This is a genomic window from Streptomyces sp. NPDC001634 (assembly GCF_040298185.1).
GTDB lineage: Bacteria > Actinomycetota > Actinomycetes > Streptomycetales > Streptomycetaceae > Streptomyces.
This window is the reverse complement of record NZ_JBEOZU010000082.1, coordinates 26,758-42,142: the sequence shown is the minus strand read 5'-3', so window position 1 is coordinate 42,142 and position 15,385 is coordinate 26,758. Positions and strand designations below refer to the sequence as shown.

15 protein-coding genes and 1 tRNA gene are annotated in these 15,385 nt (G+C 69.4%); 4 read left to right on the top strand and 12 right to left on the bottom strand.

All coding sequences use genetic code 11. From position 1 onward, the window contains the following. Positions 1-255: 255 nt before the first annotated feature. From ABT186_RS37465 to ABT186_RS37435, 7 genes are all read right to left on the bottom strand, one after another. Positions 256-783 (bottom strand): STM3941 family protein, encoded by a 528-nt coding sequence (locus tag ABT186_RS37465; RefSeq protein ID WP_351224360.1) that lies wholly within the window; start codon positions 781-783, stop codon positions 256-258. A gap of 106 nt (positions 784-889) precedes the next feature. Next, positions 890-1,420, bottom strand: a complete 531-nt coding sequence (locus ABT186_RS37460; protein WP_351224358.1) for a hypothetical protein — start codon at positions 1,418-1,420, stop codon at positions 890-892. 57 nt (positions 1,421-1,477) lie between these two features. After that, positions 1,478-2,386: an aminoglycoside phosphotransferase family protein gene (locus ABT186_RS37455; RefSeq protein WP_351224356.1), complete on the bottom strand. Its 909-nt coding sequence runs from the start codon at positions 2,384-2,386 to the stop codon at positions 1,478-1,480. Positions 2,387-2,558: 172 nt separating this feature from the next. Further along, positions 2,559-3,995: a GH1 family beta-glucosidase gene (locus tag ABT186_RS37450; RefSeq protein WP_351224354.1), complete on the bottom strand. Its 1,437-nt coding sequence runs from the start codon at positions 3,993-3,995 to the stop codon at positions 2,559-2,561. Between the two features lie 96 nt (positions 3,996-4,091). Next, positions 4,092-4,994 (bottom strand): carbohydrate ABC transporter permease, encoded by a 903-nt coding sequence (locus ABT186_RS37445; protein ID WP_351224352.1) that lies wholly within the window; start codon positions 4,992-4,994, stop codon positions 4,092-4,094. 11 nt (positions 4,995-5,005) lie between these two features. Then, positions 5,006-6,019 carry a carbohydrate ABC transporter permease gene (locus ABT186_RS37440; RefSeq protein WP_351224350.1) on the bottom strand — a complete coding sequence of 338 codons (1,014 nt, stop codon included), beginning with the start codon at positions 6,017-6,019 and terminating at the stop codon, positions 5,006-5,008. A 5-nt stretch (positions 6,020-6,024) separates the two neighbouring features. Then, positions 6,025-7,353 (bottom strand): ABC transporter substrate-binding protein, encoded by a 1,329-nt coding sequence (locus ABT186_RS37435; protein ID WP_351928907.1) that lies wholly within the window; start codon positions 7,351-7,353, stop codon positions 6,025-6,027. A gap of 385 nt (positions 7,354-7,738) precedes the next feature. Here ABT186_RS37435 and ABT186_RS37430 point away from each other — a divergent pair, with 385 nt between their 5' ends. Then, positions 7,739-8,794, top strand: coding sequence for a LacI family DNA-binding transcriptional regulator (locus ABT186_RS37430; RefSeq protein WP_351224346.1), 1,056 nt, complete (start codon positions 7,739-7,741; stop codon positions 8,792-8,794). A gap of 78 nt (positions 8,795-8,872) precedes the next feature. On the opposite strand, the gene ABT186_RS37425 is transcribed toward ABT186_RS37430, so the two are convergent. Further along, positions 8,873-9,373, bottom strand: coding sequence for a GNAT family N-acetyltransferase (locus tag ABT186_RS37425; protein ID WP_351224344.1), 501 nt, complete (start codon positions 9,371-9,373; stop codon positions 8,873-8,875). Positions 9,374-10,138: 765 nt separating this feature from the next. Here ABT186_RS37425 and ABT186_RS37420 point away from each other — a divergent pair. Next, on the top strand, positions 10,139-10,585 hold the full coding sequence (locus ABT186_RS37420; RefSeq protein ID WP_351224342.1) for an allene oxide cyclase barrel-like domain-containing protein: 447 nt from the start codon (positions 10,139-10,141) through the stop codon (positions 10,583-10,585). Between the two features lie 165 nt (positions 10,586-10,750). Here the strand turns inward: ABT186_RS37420 and ABT186_RS37415 are convergent. From ABT186_RS37415 to ABT186_RS37400, 4 genes are all read right to left on the bottom strand, one after another. After that, positions 10,751-10,826, bottom strand: a tRNA-His gene (locus tag ABT186_RS37415). A 114-nt stretch (positions 10,827-10,940) separates the two neighbouring features. After that, positions 10,941-11,543, bottom strand: coding sequence for an oligoribonuclease (orn, locus tag ABT186_RS37410; RefSeq protein ID WP_351224340.1), 603 nt, complete (start codon positions 11,541-11,543; stop codon positions 10,941-10,943). Between the two features lie 158 nt (positions 11,544-11,701). Continuing rightward, positions 11,702-12,934 (bottom strand): helix-turn-helix domain-containing protein, encoded by a 1,233-nt coding sequence (locus ABT186_RS37405; RefSeq protein ID WP_351928905.1) that lies wholly within the window; start codon positions 12,932-12,934, stop codon positions 11,702-11,704. Between the two features lie 377 nt (positions 12,935-13,311). Beyond that, the gene (locus tag ABT186_RS37400) at positions 13,312-13,632 is read right to left on the bottom strand and encodes a hypothetical protein (RefSeq protein WP_351224336.1); all 321 of its coding nucleotides are present in this window, start codon (positions 13,630-13,632) and stop codon (positions 13,312-13,314) included. Between the two features lie 308 nt (positions 13,633-13,940). Here ABT186_RS37400 and ABT186_RS37395 point away from each other — a divergent pair, with 308 nt between their 5' ends. Continuing rightward, positions 13,941-14,465, top strand: a complete 525-nt coding sequence (locus tag ABT186_RS37395) for a universal stress protein (protein WP_351224334.1) — start codon at positions 13,941-13,943, stop codon at positions 14,463-14,465. Positions 14,466-14,795: 330 nt separating this feature from the next. Continuing rightward, positions 14,796-15,365 carry a GPR1/FUN34/YaaH family transporter gene (locus tag ABT186_RS37390; protein ID WP_351224332.1) on the top strand — a complete coding sequence of 190 codons (570 nt, stop codon included), beginning with the start codon at positions 14,796-14,798 and terminating at the stop codon, positions 15,363-15,365. The last annotated feature ends 20 nt before the right edge of the window (positions 15,366-15,385 follow it).

Genomic DNA, 15,385 nt, shown 5'->3' with positions numbered 1-15,385 from the left:
GCCCCCGGCGAACAGCCGGTGCCGGAGGGGTGACGGCGGCCACCGGCCGTTCGAGCGCCCGTGAACCTCAACCCACCCGGGTTGGAATCCCCCTCTTTTAAGAGGGGGAGGATGTCAATACCGCATACGCAAGGCGGAGGAGATCCTGGGCCATCCCCTCACCGAGAACCGCCTGGACATCGAGGTGGCACTGCTGGCGTGCGCGCAGTTGGGGCTGGGGGAGGGGGCGTAGTCCGAGGTGGGGCCGCCCCCTGCCTACGATCTGATTTTCAGCTTGGGGTGGTGGTGCCGCATGGCCCTCACCACCTCGTCCAAGTCCACCGGGAGCGTGGTCGCGGAGATGGTCGTCGGGCTGTAGCCGAACAGCAGGTTGACCCAGCCGAAGATCCGAGTCAGTCGTGGTGCCCGCGCCAGATAGGCGGACTGGTCGTGCAGCACCAGCTCGATCACCATTTGGGACGTGTAGCTGGTCTCGATCTCCCGGACCCGGACCTCGGCGATCTCCGACCAGCTGATCGAACCCAGCCTCGCATGCGTCAGGCCCTCACGGGTGAGCACGAGTTCGGGCCGCGGCCGCAGGACGCGGCCGATCGCCACGCAGGCGCACAGGCCGGAGAACAGCACGGCGAACGCGCCGATGAGGATGCCGATGAACGAGTCGTGAGCGATCAGCATCCAGACGCCACCCACCACGAGCGCGACCGAGCCGAAAGCCACCAGCCACGTCGTACGTCCGGAGGACTGGTAGACGGTTGCTGATGGATCGTCAGGGGCGCTGCTCACGTGATCACACCCTAGGGCAGTTGCCCCCGCAGGACATTCCGCCGTGAGAGTGGCCTGCCATGGGCCGGCCCGGCCGGAGACAGTCGCCCGGGAGTCCTGCGCACGGTCAGAAGGGCCCGGGAACGCCGAAGTCCCCGAAGCCGAACCCGCCGGGACCGCCCGGCCCGTGGTGGTGGAAGCCGTCGAAGAGCGCGTCCGCAAGGAGCATGCCGCCCACTCCCGCAGCGCCCGCCACCAGGGCCGTCTTCCACCAGGGGGAGCTGTACCAGCCGCCCGGCACCGCGCGCCCGCCGACGACACCGCCCGGGTGGTAGTACGGGGTCGCGGAGCCCGGCTGGGACGCGACGGCGTACGTCGCGCCGCCGACCGTGACCCGGCCGTCCCGGGCCGTGCCGGTGCCCAGTTCCGGCAGTGCGGGGCCCGGGTCGAGTCCCAGGGCGGTACGGGCGGCACGTACGTGGTGCAGGCCCTCCACCGCGGTCTGCCTCACCAGCGCGTACTGGGCCGGACTGCAGGCGGTGGCGAGCTGCCCCTGCGCCGCGCGGTGCCGCTCGGCGGCATCGGCGAGGGCCTGCCGGGCGGCCGCGCTGTCCCCGCCACCGAGGGCGGACAGACTCCCCCGAGCCGCTCCACCCACCGCTCGGCCTCGGCTCCGACGTCCGCGTCGTACGCAGGCCCGCCGGTGCCCGGCCGGTCAGCCGAACCGGTCGTGGTCGTCCAGGACTTCGTCGATGACCCGGCGATGCTCTGCGGCCTGGGTCGCATCGGTGTCGATGTGCTCTGCCAGGCAGATCAGGGCCTTCCACAGAGCCCAGCCGCGGGCGCGCGCCCACATCGGGTCGTCCTGCGCCACGGTGCGGCGGAACGCCTCGCGGTCGGCGCCCGAGAACATCGTCCAGGAGATCACCAGGTCACAGGCCGGGTCGCCGACGCCGGACGTGCCGAAGTCGATGACGGCGGCCAGCTTTCCCTCCCTGACCAGCAGGTTGTTGGCGGCGATGTCACCGTGGAACCACACCGGCCGCCCCGGCCGGTGTGGTTGCAGGGCCGCTTCCCACACGGCGGTGGCCCGATCGGTGTCGACACGGCCCCGCAACGCGGACAGGGCGCGGCGGGTCTCGTCGTCGTAGTGGGACAGCGGCGCACCCCGGTAGAAGCTGTGCCTTCCCGCGGGCGGCCCGTCCGTGGCGTCGATGCGCTGCAGCGCAAGGACGAACTCGGCCACCGATGTCGCGAACTCCCGCATGTCGTCTATGCGTTCGGCACGGGCGACCTCGCCGTCCAGCCAGCCGCGGACCGACCACGGGAACGGATAGCCCTCGCCCGGTGCTCCCTGCGCCACGATCGACGGAACGTCCAGCGGCAGCAATGGCGCGAGCACCGGCAGCCAACGCGTTTCCTTGGTGATCGCGGGGGCGTAGTGCTCGGCCGTGGGAAGGCGTACGGTCATCGCTTCGCCGAGCCGGTAGGTCCGGTTGTCCCAGCCGTCGACCTCGACCGGTGTCACGGAGAGACCGCTCCACTGCGGGAACTGCGCAGTGATGAGGCGCCTCACCAGTGTCGCGTCGATGCCCGCACGACCGTCGCGGGAGGAGGTAGCCATGCCGGGATGGTGTCGGCTCCCCACCACGACAGCAAACGATTTCTCATGAACAGGCCGCAGGTGCGTGAACCGCCGGGGCGCGGCACCTCCCTCCCGTGCCGCGCCCCGAGCAGCCCGTCCCAGTCGGCCGGTTCCTCCTCGGCCGGTTCCTCCTCGGCCGGGTCCTGCGCGGTCAGTCCTCGACCGGAGGAAGCTGCCCCGTCCGTGCCGCCCGCGCGTACCAGTGCGCGCTCGACTTCGGTGTGCGGTTCAGCGTCGCGTAGTCCACGTACACCGCCCCGAACCGCTTGCCGTAGCCGTACGCCCACTCGAAGTTGTCCATCAGGGACCACAGGTAGTAACCGCGTACGTCGGCGCCGTCCGTGATGGCGCGCCGGATCGCCGACAGATGACCGTGCAGGTACGCGATCCGCTCCGGGTCGTGGACCTGGCCGTCCGGGTCCGGCTTGTCGTCGTACGCCGCGCCGTTCTCCGTCACGTACAGCGGAAGGCCCGGCGCCTCCCGCGTGTACCGCATGATCAGCTCGTGCAGGCCCGTCGGGTCGATCGTCCAGCCCATCTCCGTGCGCTCGCCGGAGGTTTGATGGAACGTCACATCGTCCGCGCCCGGCCAGGGCGAGTGCTCGCTCGCGCCGTGACCGTCCGACCGCGGACCGCTCGTGTCCGCCTCCGAGGCCGCCGAAACCAGCGTCGGCGTGTAGTAGTTGAGGCCGAGCGCGTCCAGCGGCTGGTTGATCGACTCCAGGTCGCCGTCGCGGACGTACGACCAGTCCGTGACCGACGACGTCGCCGCCAACAGTGTCTCCGGATACGCCCCGTGCAGCAGCGGGCCGTGGAAGACGCCGTTCGCCAGATCGTCGATCTTCCGGCCCGCCGCGAGGTCCGCCGGGTCCTGCGACACCGTCCGCACCGGGCAGGAGTTGAGGCTCACCGCCACCGAGTTGCGGGCCGGCATCACGGACCGGAGCGCCGACGTGCCCAGGCCGTGGGCAAGGTTCAGATGGTGGGCCGCACGCAGCGACGCCGCCGGGTCCGTACGGCCCGGGGCGTGCACCCCGGAGCCGTATCCCAGGAACGCGCTGCACCACGGCTCGTTCAGCGTGATCCACTGCTCCACGCGGTCGCCCAGCGCCTCGCCCACCAGCCCCGCGTACTCGGCGAACCGGAATGCCACATCCCGCTCCGGCCAGCCGCCCGCGTCCTCCAGCTCCTGCGGCAGGTCCCAGTGGTAGAGGGTGATCGCCGGCTTGATGCCGTGCGCGAGCAGTTCGTCCACCAGGCGGCGGTAGAAGTCCAGTCCCCGCTGAACCGCGGGTCCCCGGCCGGTCGGCTGTACGCGTGACCACGAGATCGAGAAGCGGTACGCCGTCAGGCCCAGCTCGGCCATGAGCGCGACGTCCTCGCGGTAGCGGTGGTAGTGGTCGACAGCGATGTCACCGGTCTCGCCGCCGGCGGTCCTGCCCGGTGTATGGCTGAAGGTGTCCCAGATGGAGGGCGTGCGGCCGTCCTCCCGCACCGCCCCCTCGATCTGGTACGCGGAGGTCGCGGCGCCCCAGAGGAAGGCGGGAGGAAAGGTCACCGGGGTCACCGGCTGTGCGGACTCAGACATGGAAGCGCTCCCATTGGAGGTCGTGGAGGCCGACGGGTGGTCGTGGAGGTGGAAGGGGCCGGGGCGGCGGTGACCCGGCCCCCTTGGAGCAGGGCGTCAGCCCTTGACGGCGCCCTGCATGATGCCGCCCACGATCTGCTTGCCGAAGATCGCGAAGACCAGAAGCAGCGGCAGCGTGCCGAGCAGCGCGCCCGCCATGATCAGCGACTGGTCGGGGGTATAGCCGCGGCCCAGACCCGCGACCGCGACCTGCACGGTCGGGTTGCCGTTCTGGGTCAGGACCAGGAACGGCCACAGGAAGTCGTTCCACGTCTGGACGAACATCAGCATCCCCAGGACGGCCATCGCGGGGCGGGCCGCCGGGAACACGACGTGCCACACCACGCGCCAGCTGCTCGCGCCGTCCACGCGGGCGGCCTCGATGATCTCGTCCGGCAGCGCCTGGATCAGGTACTGCCGCATGAAGAACACCCCGAACGCGCTCACCAGCGACGGCAGGATCACCGCCTGCAGCTGGTCGGTCCAGTCGAGCTTGGCGACCATCATGTACAGCGGGATCACGCTGAGCTGCGGCGGCACCATCATCGTGCCGATGACGATCAGCATCAGGGCGCCCCGGCCCCTGAAACGCAGTTTGGCGAAGGCGAACCCGGCGATCGTCGACAGGAAGACGATCGTCGCCGCCGAAACGCCCGCCACGAACGTGGTGTTGAAGAACGCCTTGCCCAGATTGGCGTCCGTCCAGGCGACCTTGAGGTTGTTGGACAGGTTCGATCCGAACCAGAAGGGCGGGGGCGTCTGCGCAAGACGGTTGTTGTTGCGCGAGGCGGCGATCGCCGTCCACACCAGCGGGAACAGCGAGCCGATGCTGAACAGGATCAGGACGGCGTACGCCACCGGACCGGCGTGGAGCTGCCCCCCGGCGCGCGCGGCCTTGGGGCGGCGTATGCGTTTGGGCTCCGGGGCCCTCTCCGCGGGCTTCGTCAGGGTCGTCGTCACGGCCGGTTCTCCTAACTGCTGGCGCGCAACCGGCGCGAGATGACGTAGTTGACGATCCCGATCACGATGAGGATCAGGAACATCGTCCAGGCGATGGCGGAGGCCCGGCCCAGGTGCTGGTTCACCCAGCCCTGCTCGTACAGATACAGACCGAGCGTCTGGAACTGGTGCTCGCCGCCGCCGGACGCACCCTTGTTGGCGTCGAACATCAGGGGTTCGCCGAACAGCTGGCTCGCGCCGATCGTCGAGACCACGCAGGTGAACAGGATGGTCGGGCGCAGCTGCGGCAGCGTGACATGGAAGAACTGCTGCCAGCGGTTGGCGCCGTCGAGGGCCGCCGACTCGTACAGGTCCTGCGGAATGGCCTGCATCGCGGCCAGGTAGATCAGCGCGTTGTAGCCGGTCCAGCGCCAGATGACGATCGAGGAGACGGCGATCTGCGAGGGCCACTTGTCGTTCTGCCAGTCGATATGGCCGATGCCGACGAAGTGCAGCACCCAGTTGATCATGCCGTAGTCACGGCCGAAGAGCAGGACGAAGACGAGCGAGGCCGCGGCGATCGACGTCGCGTACGGCGCGAGCATCACGACCCGGTAGAAGGTCGAGCCGCGCAGCTTGTAGTTGAGGATATGGGCCAGCCCCATGGCCATCAGCAGCTGCGGAACGGTGGAGATGATGCCGATGGTCAGTGTGTTCTTCGCCGCGTTCCAGAAGAAGTCGTCGTCGAAGATCCGGGTGTAGTTGTGCAGTCCGGCCCACTGCATGTCGGTGGGCGCGGTCAGCTCCACCGTGTGCAGCGAGGCCCAGCCCGTGTAGATCAGCGGAAACAGGCCGAACGCGGCGAACAGCAGGAAGAAGGGCGAGACGAAGGCGTACGGACTCCAGCGCACGTCCCGTTGCCAGCGGCGGGAAAGCCGGGACCGGCGCCGCTCCTCGTCGGCGGGTACGGCGTCGCCGGCCGTACGGGCCGGGGCCGCGCCCCCCTTCATTGCGGGGGGCGCGGCGGTGTCGTGCCGGGTGGCCATGCCGGTCACTTCTCCAAGTTGTTGTCGATGGTCTTGGTGGCCGTCTGCCAGGCCTCCGCGGCCGACTTGCCCTTCGTGACCAGGAAGACGCCGTTGTCCGTCAGACCCTGCTGGATGATCTGGTCCTTGGCGCCGATCACCTGGACCGGGATGGACTTGGCGGCCTTGGCGAAGATCGTGCCGATCGGGGCGTCACCGGTCATGTCGTTCTTGGCGCCGGTCACCGCGGACATGGTGTAGGCGGGAGGCGCGCTCGGGAAGCTGCCCTGCACGCTGAACAGTTTGGCCTGCTGGGCGGGCGCGGTCAGCCAGGCGGCCAGCTTCTCGGCCTCGGTCACGTTCTTGCCCGACTTGGGCACGGTCAGGAAGGAGCCGCCCCAGTTGCCGGCCCTGGGAGCCTGCGCCACGTCCCACTTGCCGACGGCGTCCGACTTCGACTTGCCCTTGATGTAGCCGAGCATCCACGGCGGGCAGGCCATCGCCGCGAACTTGACGTTGGCGATCGTCGTGTCCCAGGACGGCTGGAACTGCGTCTGCGCCTGGAGCAGGCCCTCCTGGGCGGCCTTGGCGGTCAGGTCGAACGCGTTCTTCACGGCCGGGTTCGACTTGTAAATGACCTTGCCGGAGGAGTCGTAGAACTTCTCCTTCTCACTGCTGAGGATCGCGTTGAGCAGACCACCGGGGGAGTCCATGAAGGTGGTGCCCTTGGGGGCCTTCTTCTTGTACTGCTCGCCGACGGAGACGAGCTTGTTCCAGTCGCCCGACCACAGCTGGGCCACCTTGTCGCGGTCGGTGGGCAGTCCGGACTGCTGGAAGAGGTCCTTGCGATAGCAGATCGCCATCGGGCCGATGTCGGTGCCCAGGCCTATCGTCTGGCCGTCCTTGGTGGTGGCCTGCTGCCACTTCCAGTCCAGGTAGTTGCTCTTGCTCGCGCCCGGCGCCTTCGAGAGGTCCTCCAGCTTGCTCGCCTGGGTCTGGACGACCTCGGCGATGTTGCCGACTTCGACGGCCTGGATGTCCTGCAGGCCGCTGTTGGTGGTGAGGTGGTTGATGAGAGCCGGGTAGTAGTTCTCGTTCTTCTCGATGACGTTTTCCTGGATCTTGATGTTCGGGTGGAGCTTCTCGTACTCGGTGTAGAGTCCGGCCTCCTTGAAGCCGAACGCACCGAAAAGACCGAGGGTGATCGTGGTCTTCCCGCTGCCGCCGCCGTCCGACGACGAGCCGGACTTGCTCCCGCCGCTGTCGTTGGCACAGCCGGCCAGCAGCCCGGCGCCCAGCGCTGCGACGGCCGCGAAAGCCACCGCCCTGTGGGCAGATCGGGTACGTGCTCGCATGTCGTCCTCCTGTTGCCCTGACGTGCCGACCCCCCGGCCAACTTCTTTGCTGGGCCCGTGTGTTCTCGCTGCGGCTCGGGCGGGGAACGTGCGGGATGTGTATGTGTCAGGTACCGTGGGAGCGCTCCCACGAGTGATGTGTTGAAGAGTCGTCGGTTCGTGCGGGGGTGTCAAGGGAGCAAGCGAAGAGAGCTGCCTTCAGTTACCGGCCTGTTAGCTGACGGGCGGGGTGATGGCTGAAGGGTGTCGGGCGGCGGTGTGATGGCTCGTGTCACCGGGAAAGCGGCGGTGTGCCCGGCGATCGAGGACCGAGCCGTGTTCCCCGGGATGACTGTTAGATTCCAGGCCAGGCGCGGAGCGCGCGGTGCGACAGGAGGCGGAGCCCATGGCAGGCCACGGAACGCGGGGCCGGAGTAGCCGGCGGCCGACTCTGGAGGAGGTCGCCGCACGCGCCGGTGTCGGCCGCGGCACGGTCTCCCGGGTGATCAACGGCTCACCCCGGGTCAGTGACGCGACCCGCGCCGCCGTCGAGGCGGCCGTCGCGGAGCTGGGCTATGTGCCGAACACGGCGGCCCGGGCGCTGGCCGCCAACCGCACGGACGCGATCGCCCTCGTCGTCCCCGAACCGGAGACCCGCTTCTTCGCGGAGCCGTACTTCTCGGACATGCTCAGGGGTGTGGGCGCCGAGCTCTCGGACACGGAGATGCAACTGCTGCTGATCTTCGCCGGCAGCGACCGTGAGCGGCAACGCCTGGCCCAGTACCTGGCCGCCCACCGGGTGGACGGCGTGCTGCTGGTCTCGGTGCACGCCGACGACCCGCTGCCCGACCTCCTCGTCCAGCTGGAGATCCCGGCGGTGATCAGCGGCCCGCGCTCGGAGTGGGAGACGCTGCCGTCGGTGGACTCGGACAACTACGGCGGCGGCCGCTCGGCGGTCGAGCACCTGATCGCGCGCGGTCGTACGCACATCGCCACGATCACCGGCCGCCTCGATGTGTACGGTGCCCAGCGCCGTGTCGACGGCTACCGGGACGCCCTGCGGGACGCGGGCCGCGAGGTGGACGAGGCCCTGATCATCCCCGGTGACTTCACCGAGGAGGGCGGCCGGCGGGCGATGACGGAACTCCTGGCCCGCCGCCCGGACCTGGACGCGGTGTTCGCGGAGTCGGACGTGATGGCGGCGGGCGCCCGTCAGGTGCTGCGCGAGGCGGGCCGCCGTATCCCCGACGACGTGGCGCTGGTCGGCTACGACGACTCGGCGATCGCCCGTCACATGGACCCGCCCCTGACGAGCGTGCGCCAGCCGATCGACGAGATGGGGCGCGCGATGATCGACCTGCTGTTCGACGAGATAGCGGACCGCCGCCCGGCCGCCTCACGGAGCCTGGACCGTCGTCAGGTGGTCCTGCCGACGGAACTGGTGCCGAGGGACTCTTCCTGACGCACTCCGCGTCCGGGACCTCGTTGCCGCGTTGCCTCAACCCGGCAGCGACAACGACGACCTCGCTGCCGCGTTGCCTCAACCCGGCAGCGACAACGACCACCGGACCTCTCCGTCCTGGCACTGATCCGTCGGCGTCAGCCCGGCTGCCGCCGCCACGGACTGCGACGCCCGGTGGTGCGGGTGGATATGGGCGATCACGGTGGTCACGTGCCGCCGTCCGAGTCGGCCGACCAGTCCCCGCGCCGCCTCCGTGGCCAGCCCCTTCCCCTGCCAGGGCGTCCCCACGACCCAGGCGATCTCCGCGTCGCGCCCCGTGACCGTCGCCTGCACCGTGCCCACGAGACGGGACTCCTCGCGCAGGTACAGGACCCAGTTGCACCAGGACCGGTCCGGGTCGGGGGATCCGGCGACCAGGCGCTCGTAGCGTGCGCGCAGGGCCGTGGGGGAGTACGGCGTGCCGCCGATGAACGTGTGCAGCGCCGGGTCGGACAGGGCCTCGGCCATCTCCTCGGCGTGTTCGACGCGGAGGGGCAGGAGGTCCAGGCGGGCGGTGTGGATGGGCTCGGCAGCGAGCACTTGGTTGTCCCCTTTGTGTCGGTGGTCCTGCGGGTGTCTCTGCGGGTTTCTCTGCGTCGGTCTCCCTGTGGGTGTCCGGCGCCGATGTCTCGGTATGTGACTTTTGATTCACTCGGGTGCTGCTGGGTCGCCGGGAACGTCCAGTCAAGGGCGCCTTCGGCATCGTTTGCTTCCGTATGGCGTGTGACTTCCTCCAGGTGAGCGTGTCGCGCTGTTTGGGTGTCCCGTGGTGCGCCGTGGTCGGCTGTGGGCTCCTGGGGCCGCAGGATTCTCGGGCGAGCGGGTGCCAGGGAAGGTACGGCGTCGTTCCTGCACCCAGGTCATTCGCGTCTGTGCTTGCTGTTCTTTGGTCAGAGAGGTCTTCCTGTGATCCAGAAGTCGCTTCCGGCGGCCCGTGTGCGGGCAATCACCATGGTCTCCGTGGGTACGCTCGCCGCCGCTTTGAGCCTGTTCCCCTGCACGGTCGCTCTCGCCGATGCGAATCACGGGCGGAGCCAGGCGATTCCCGGCCCGATCGGCACCATGAGTGACACCTTCACACCCGTAACGAGGGCGGGGGAAGCCGCGCGTGACCATGATGATCCACATGGCGGCAGGGGACCGCGGGGCCCCAGGGGTTGGCCTGGTCCGCGAGGGCCCCAAGGTCCGCAGGGTCCGAAGGGTGACACTGGACCGCAGGGTCCGAAGGGAGACACTGGGCTCCAGGGGCCGAAGGGTGACACCGGCCCGCAGGGCGCGAAGGGTGACACCGGGCTTCAGGGTCCGATGGGCGACACCGGCCCGCAGGGCCCGAAGGGCGACACCGGACCGCAGGGCGCACCGGCCACTCGTGTGGAGGTAGATATCCCGCTGGTCGCGACGGTGACGGAGTCCCGCTTCGTCGATGTGGACGGATCTTCCACCACCAGCTTGGGGGACGAATTCATCGGCCACGGCGATCTCTTGCGCGACGGCACCACTGTCGGCACCTGGTCTGAGTTCTGCGCAATCACACGGGCAGCCCCAGGCGGCGTGGCCGACCTGCAGTGCACGGTCACGCTCCGCCTACCCGAAGGAGACCTCATCGCTGAAGGCGAGCTCACCATCACCAACACGGGCCTTGAGCCGGCCACGCTCGCGATCACCGGAGGCACAGCCAACTACCGCACAGCGCAGGGCTACGTCCAGGTCAGTCCCGCGGATTCGAAGCTCACCGTCCACCTCATCCTCTGACCTCGGGGCGAAGCTTGACGGGTACTCCGTAGCCGTTGCAGCGCAGCTCGTAACGTGTGCCGGCGATCCTGATGCTGCGTCGGAAAGTATCGGGGTCCCGTGATGTTCGCGCGAGACGAAGACGACCAAGGGCTGACCCGTTTCCGGAGCCAGCCCTTGATCGCTTGGGGTGAGTGACGGGACTCGAACCCGCGACATCCTGGACCACAACCAGGTGCTCTACCAGCTGAGCTACACCCACCATGACCGGTGTTTCCTGAGTGGTTTCCCCCACCGGCCGAGAAAAAGTGTACAGGGTCCGAAGGGGTGCTCGCGCCCGCGTTTCTCCGGGGCCCGGACGGGCCCCGTCGAATCCTTACTGGGCGGGCAGCACGTGGCGGGCCGCGATGGTGCGCGCCGTGTCCGAGTCGGGACCCGGCTGCGGCACGAAGATCGCCTCCCGGTAGTAGCGCAGTTCCGCGATCGACTCGCGGATGTCGGCCAGCGCCCGGTGGTTGCCGTTCTTCTCGGGGCTGTTGAAGTACGCCCGCGGATACCAGCGGCGGGCCAGCTCCTTGATCGAGCTGACGTCCACGATCCGGTAGTGGAGGTAGTCCTCGAGCGTCGGCATGTCACGGGCCAGGAAGCCACGGTCCGTGCCCACGGAGTTGCCGCACAGCGGCGCCTTGCCCGGTTCCTTGACATGTTTCCGGACATACGCGAGGACCTGCTCCTCGGCGTCGGCGAGCGTCGTGCCGGCCGCCAGCTCGTCGAGCAGTCCCGAGGTGGTGTGCATCTGACGCACCACCTCCGGCATCGTCTCCAGCGCCGCGTCCGGAGGCCGGATCACGATGTCCACCCCCTCGCCGAGTACGTTCAGCTCGGAGTCGGTGACCAGCGCGGCCACCTCGATGAGCGCGTCGTCGGACAGCGAGAGTCCGGTCATCTCGCAGTCGATCCACACCATGCGATCGTTCATGTGTCCCACCTTATGGCCCACCCGGGCGGTACGGACCGCCCGTGTATCGGGGGAGGCGCCTGGTAACACGTGGGACGGGCGGGATCCGGGGTGCGTACCCCAGGGGTACGACCTCGCGGATCCCGCCCGTCATCGGCGGTACGGCGGGTACGGCGGTACTACGGCGCGCTGCGCTGCCCCGGGAGGCTCGGGCGGCTCGCCGCATACAGCTCCGGGACGTGCTTGCCGTGGTCCGCGGCCAGCGACGCGGCCGGGCCGAGCGCGCTCGCGGCCGCCGTGCGGCGGGTCTGCAGAGGAACCGCGGCGGCCTCCTGCGGGACCTGCGGCACCGGTGGGCCCCCGGGGCCGTCCATGTCCCCCGACCGGTCGCTCTGCGGGCGGCGCGCCCGGTACGCGGCCCGGTACGCGGCCGGGGACGAGCCGAGCTGGCGCCGGAAGTGCCCGCGCAGCGCCACCGGGGAGCGGAAACCGCACCGGCCCGCGACCTCGTCCACCGAGTAGTCCGACGTCTCCAGCAGACGCTGGGCCTGAAGCACGCGCTGCGTGATCAGCCACTGCAGCGGCGCGCTCCCGGTGAGCGAGCGGAAGCGCCGGTCGAACGTCCGCCTGCTCATGTAGGCGCGCGCGGCCAGCGTCTCCACGTCGAACTGTTCGTGGAGGTGCTCCAGCGCCCAGGCGACGACCTCCGCGAGCGGGTCGGCGCCGATCTCCTCTGGTAAAGACCTGTCGAGGTAGCGCTCCTGACCGCCGCTGCGGCGCGGCGGGACCACCAGGCGCCGGGCGAGCGCGCCGGCCGCCTCGTTGCCGTGGTCCGTGCGCACGATGTGGAGGCAGAGGTCGATGCCCGCCGCCGTACCGGCCGACGTCAGCACGTCTCCGTCGTCCACGAACAGCTCGCGCGGATCGACGTGCACCGACGGATAGCGCTTGGCCAGCGTCGGCGCGTACATCCAGTGCGTGGTGGCCGGCCGTCCGTCCAGCAGCCCGGCGGCGGCCAGCACGAAGGCGCCGGTGCACAGCCCGACGATGCGGGCACCCTCTTCATGCGCCCGGCGCAGTGCGTCGAGCGCGTCCTCCGGCGGCGGTGAGGTGATCGAACGCCAGGCCGGCACGACGACGGTGCCCGCCCGCGAGATCGCCTCCAGCCCATACGGCGCGCTGAGTTCCAGGCCCCCTGTGGTCCGTAGCGGGCCTTCCTCGCCTCCGGCCACCAGCAGTCGGTAGCGCGGCACTCCGGCGTCCTGGCGGTCGATCCCGAACACCGAAAGCGGTATGGAACTCTCGAAGATGGGGCCGCCGCTGAACAGCAGCACCGCGACGATCTCCTTGCGGCGTCGCCCGGACAGCTTCCGGGCCGCGGCATCCGGCGCGGCAGTGGAGTCGTGGCTCATCCTGCTAAGCCCCCCTCGGTGGTCGCGGCTCCTCGGTTGTGTCGCTCCTGCACGTTTCCCCTCGGTCCTGCACGAGTCCCCCGCCGTAGACAGTCATGATCGAATCTACTGTGTCCCGTGGTGCCGGCGTGACCAGTTCACGATCCGGCACATTGTCGACATGGCAACTTGGCGTGAAGCATTCGATCACGAAGCGTTGCACTCGTGGGCCGTACAGGGAAGTGCGCCTCGTCCCGGTGGCCAATCCACGTAGGGTGCACACGCCCGTCGGGGCCCTTTCATTGCAGGTCGAACGGGGGGTGGGGGGCAGTTCGGCCCTCGAATGCACGGGGGTGAGAAGTTGGCTGAAAAGATTCGGGGGCGTGCGCGGAAACCGGTCAGCCAACCGGAGTGTTTCCCCCGGCGTGCCGACCGCCCCTGTGCGCCCCCGTTCCGGTCCTGCTGTGCCGCCCCCGGTGCGGGGCGCTCTCCTCGGCCTGCAGTCGGGCCGCACCCCGCTCGGACTCCCGCAGCAGCACCCGGCACACCGCGGTCACGGCCGCCAGACCCAGCATGGTGCTGATCGCTCCGGCGAGCGAGGTGCCGTACCAGACCAGGACCACGGGGACCAGGACACAGCTGAACGCGGCCCAGCGGATCACGTCGCTCGCGGAGTCCGGCTCGGGGTGCTTCGGGGGGTCGGTGCGGGGTCCGGACACGGTGTGCTCCCTGGGGCGGCGGTACGCCCCGTTCAACGCCTGTTCGATCGGTCGGTCACTGCCGGATCCTCCGGCGCCCCGGCTCCTCGGTGAACCCTGTGCAAACCGCCTGTACGAGGCAGCAACCATTGCGTTACGGGCGTCCCCTCGTGCATGCTCCCTGGAACCCCGTGCGGAGTGCGCGGGATCTGGGCTAAGGAGGCGTGCCGCCGTACCCTTGGGGGTATGGGGTTGGGAAGATGATTCCCGGACACAGCTCCGCCGCACACTGTCGTCCCACCCACGAGGATCCAAACGCCGAGATACCCATGGCCGGTCACGAATTCGATCCCGCGAACCGCAAGCGCCCCGTTGCCGATCCCACGGCGGCCGAGCCCTTGGCGGCGGAAGAGTCACGCCCGTCCTGCGACCCCGCCTTCAAACACGGCGTGGTCGTCGGCTTCGACGGTTCCACCTCCAGCGAGCGTGCCCTCGCGTATGCGATCGGCATGGCGCACCGCTCAGGCTCGGGCCTGATCATCGTCCATGTCGCCAACCGGCTGCCCACCACGGTGTGGGCGGGCTGCGAGCCCCCGGTCTTCGTCGACGTGCCCGACCACCGCACCGAGGTCCTCGGGCTGGAGCTCGCCTGCGCGGACTACCTCGCCGAAGTGCCCTGGATCCTGGTCGAGCGCGGCGGTGACATCTGCCACGAACTCGAAGAGGTGGGGCGGGAGTACGAGGCGGACGCGATCGTCGTCGGCTCCACGCACGGCATCGTGGGCCGTATCTTCGGCTCGGTCGCCGGCCGCCTCGCCAAGCGCGCCCAGCGCCCTGTGGTCGTCATTCCCTGAGATACCCGGGTTCCTCGAGTCTCCCGAGTTCCCTGCGTTCGCTGAGTTCCCTGAGTTCCGCGAAGCCATGTGAACTTGTGCGCCCGCGCACGTTTACGGCCACCACGCACTCCCGCGCCCCGTCGGACCCTGCTCGCGTGCGACCCCGTCGCAACCGTGACGTTGTCATTCCGCAACTCGCCGTTGTCCCAGGTGAGATGAGTTCTGGGTACGGCCGGATCCCTTCGATCACAGCATGAATCTACTCGCGCGTAGAGGTGTTTGTGCCCTTGTGAAGGGCATATATCGGTCACCGCACAACCGTACAGGCAGGAAAGAAGGGAGCCCGCCGTGGACAACGACGTCTCTGCGGGAAGCACCACCTCGATCGTCGGCCGGCTCGCGCTGGGCATCACGCTGCTGGCCTTCGGTCTCGGATCCACCAAGGTGATCGACGGCGTGACGATGGCCGACGCCGTGTCACTGGCCCACTATGTCGGCGGCGTTGCCCTGTTCGTCGCCGGTCTGCTCGCTTTCCGCGACCGCGACACCGCCACGGGTACGGCCTTCTCGGTGCTCGGCGCCCTGTGGTTCACCTGGGCCGTCACGGCCGGCAATCAGATGTCCGACAACGCAGCCGGACTCTTCCTCCTGCTGTTCGCCCTCGTTGCGCTGAGCCTGACGCTCGGAGCCGCGGGCGGTGGCGTCCTCGAACAGGGCACCTACGGGCTGCTCTTCGTCTCGATGCTGCTGCTCGCCATCGCGCGCTTCGCGGGCAACGACGGACTGGGCAAGGTCGGCGGCTGGTTCGCGGTGGCCGCGGGCGCGGTCGCCTGGTACGCGGCGACAGCGGTTCTGGCCAAATGGCCCACCACCCTGCCGCGACGCGCTGCCGGCCGGGGGGTGACGGCCGCCGGCTGAGGCAGCGCCGGGCCGGGGTT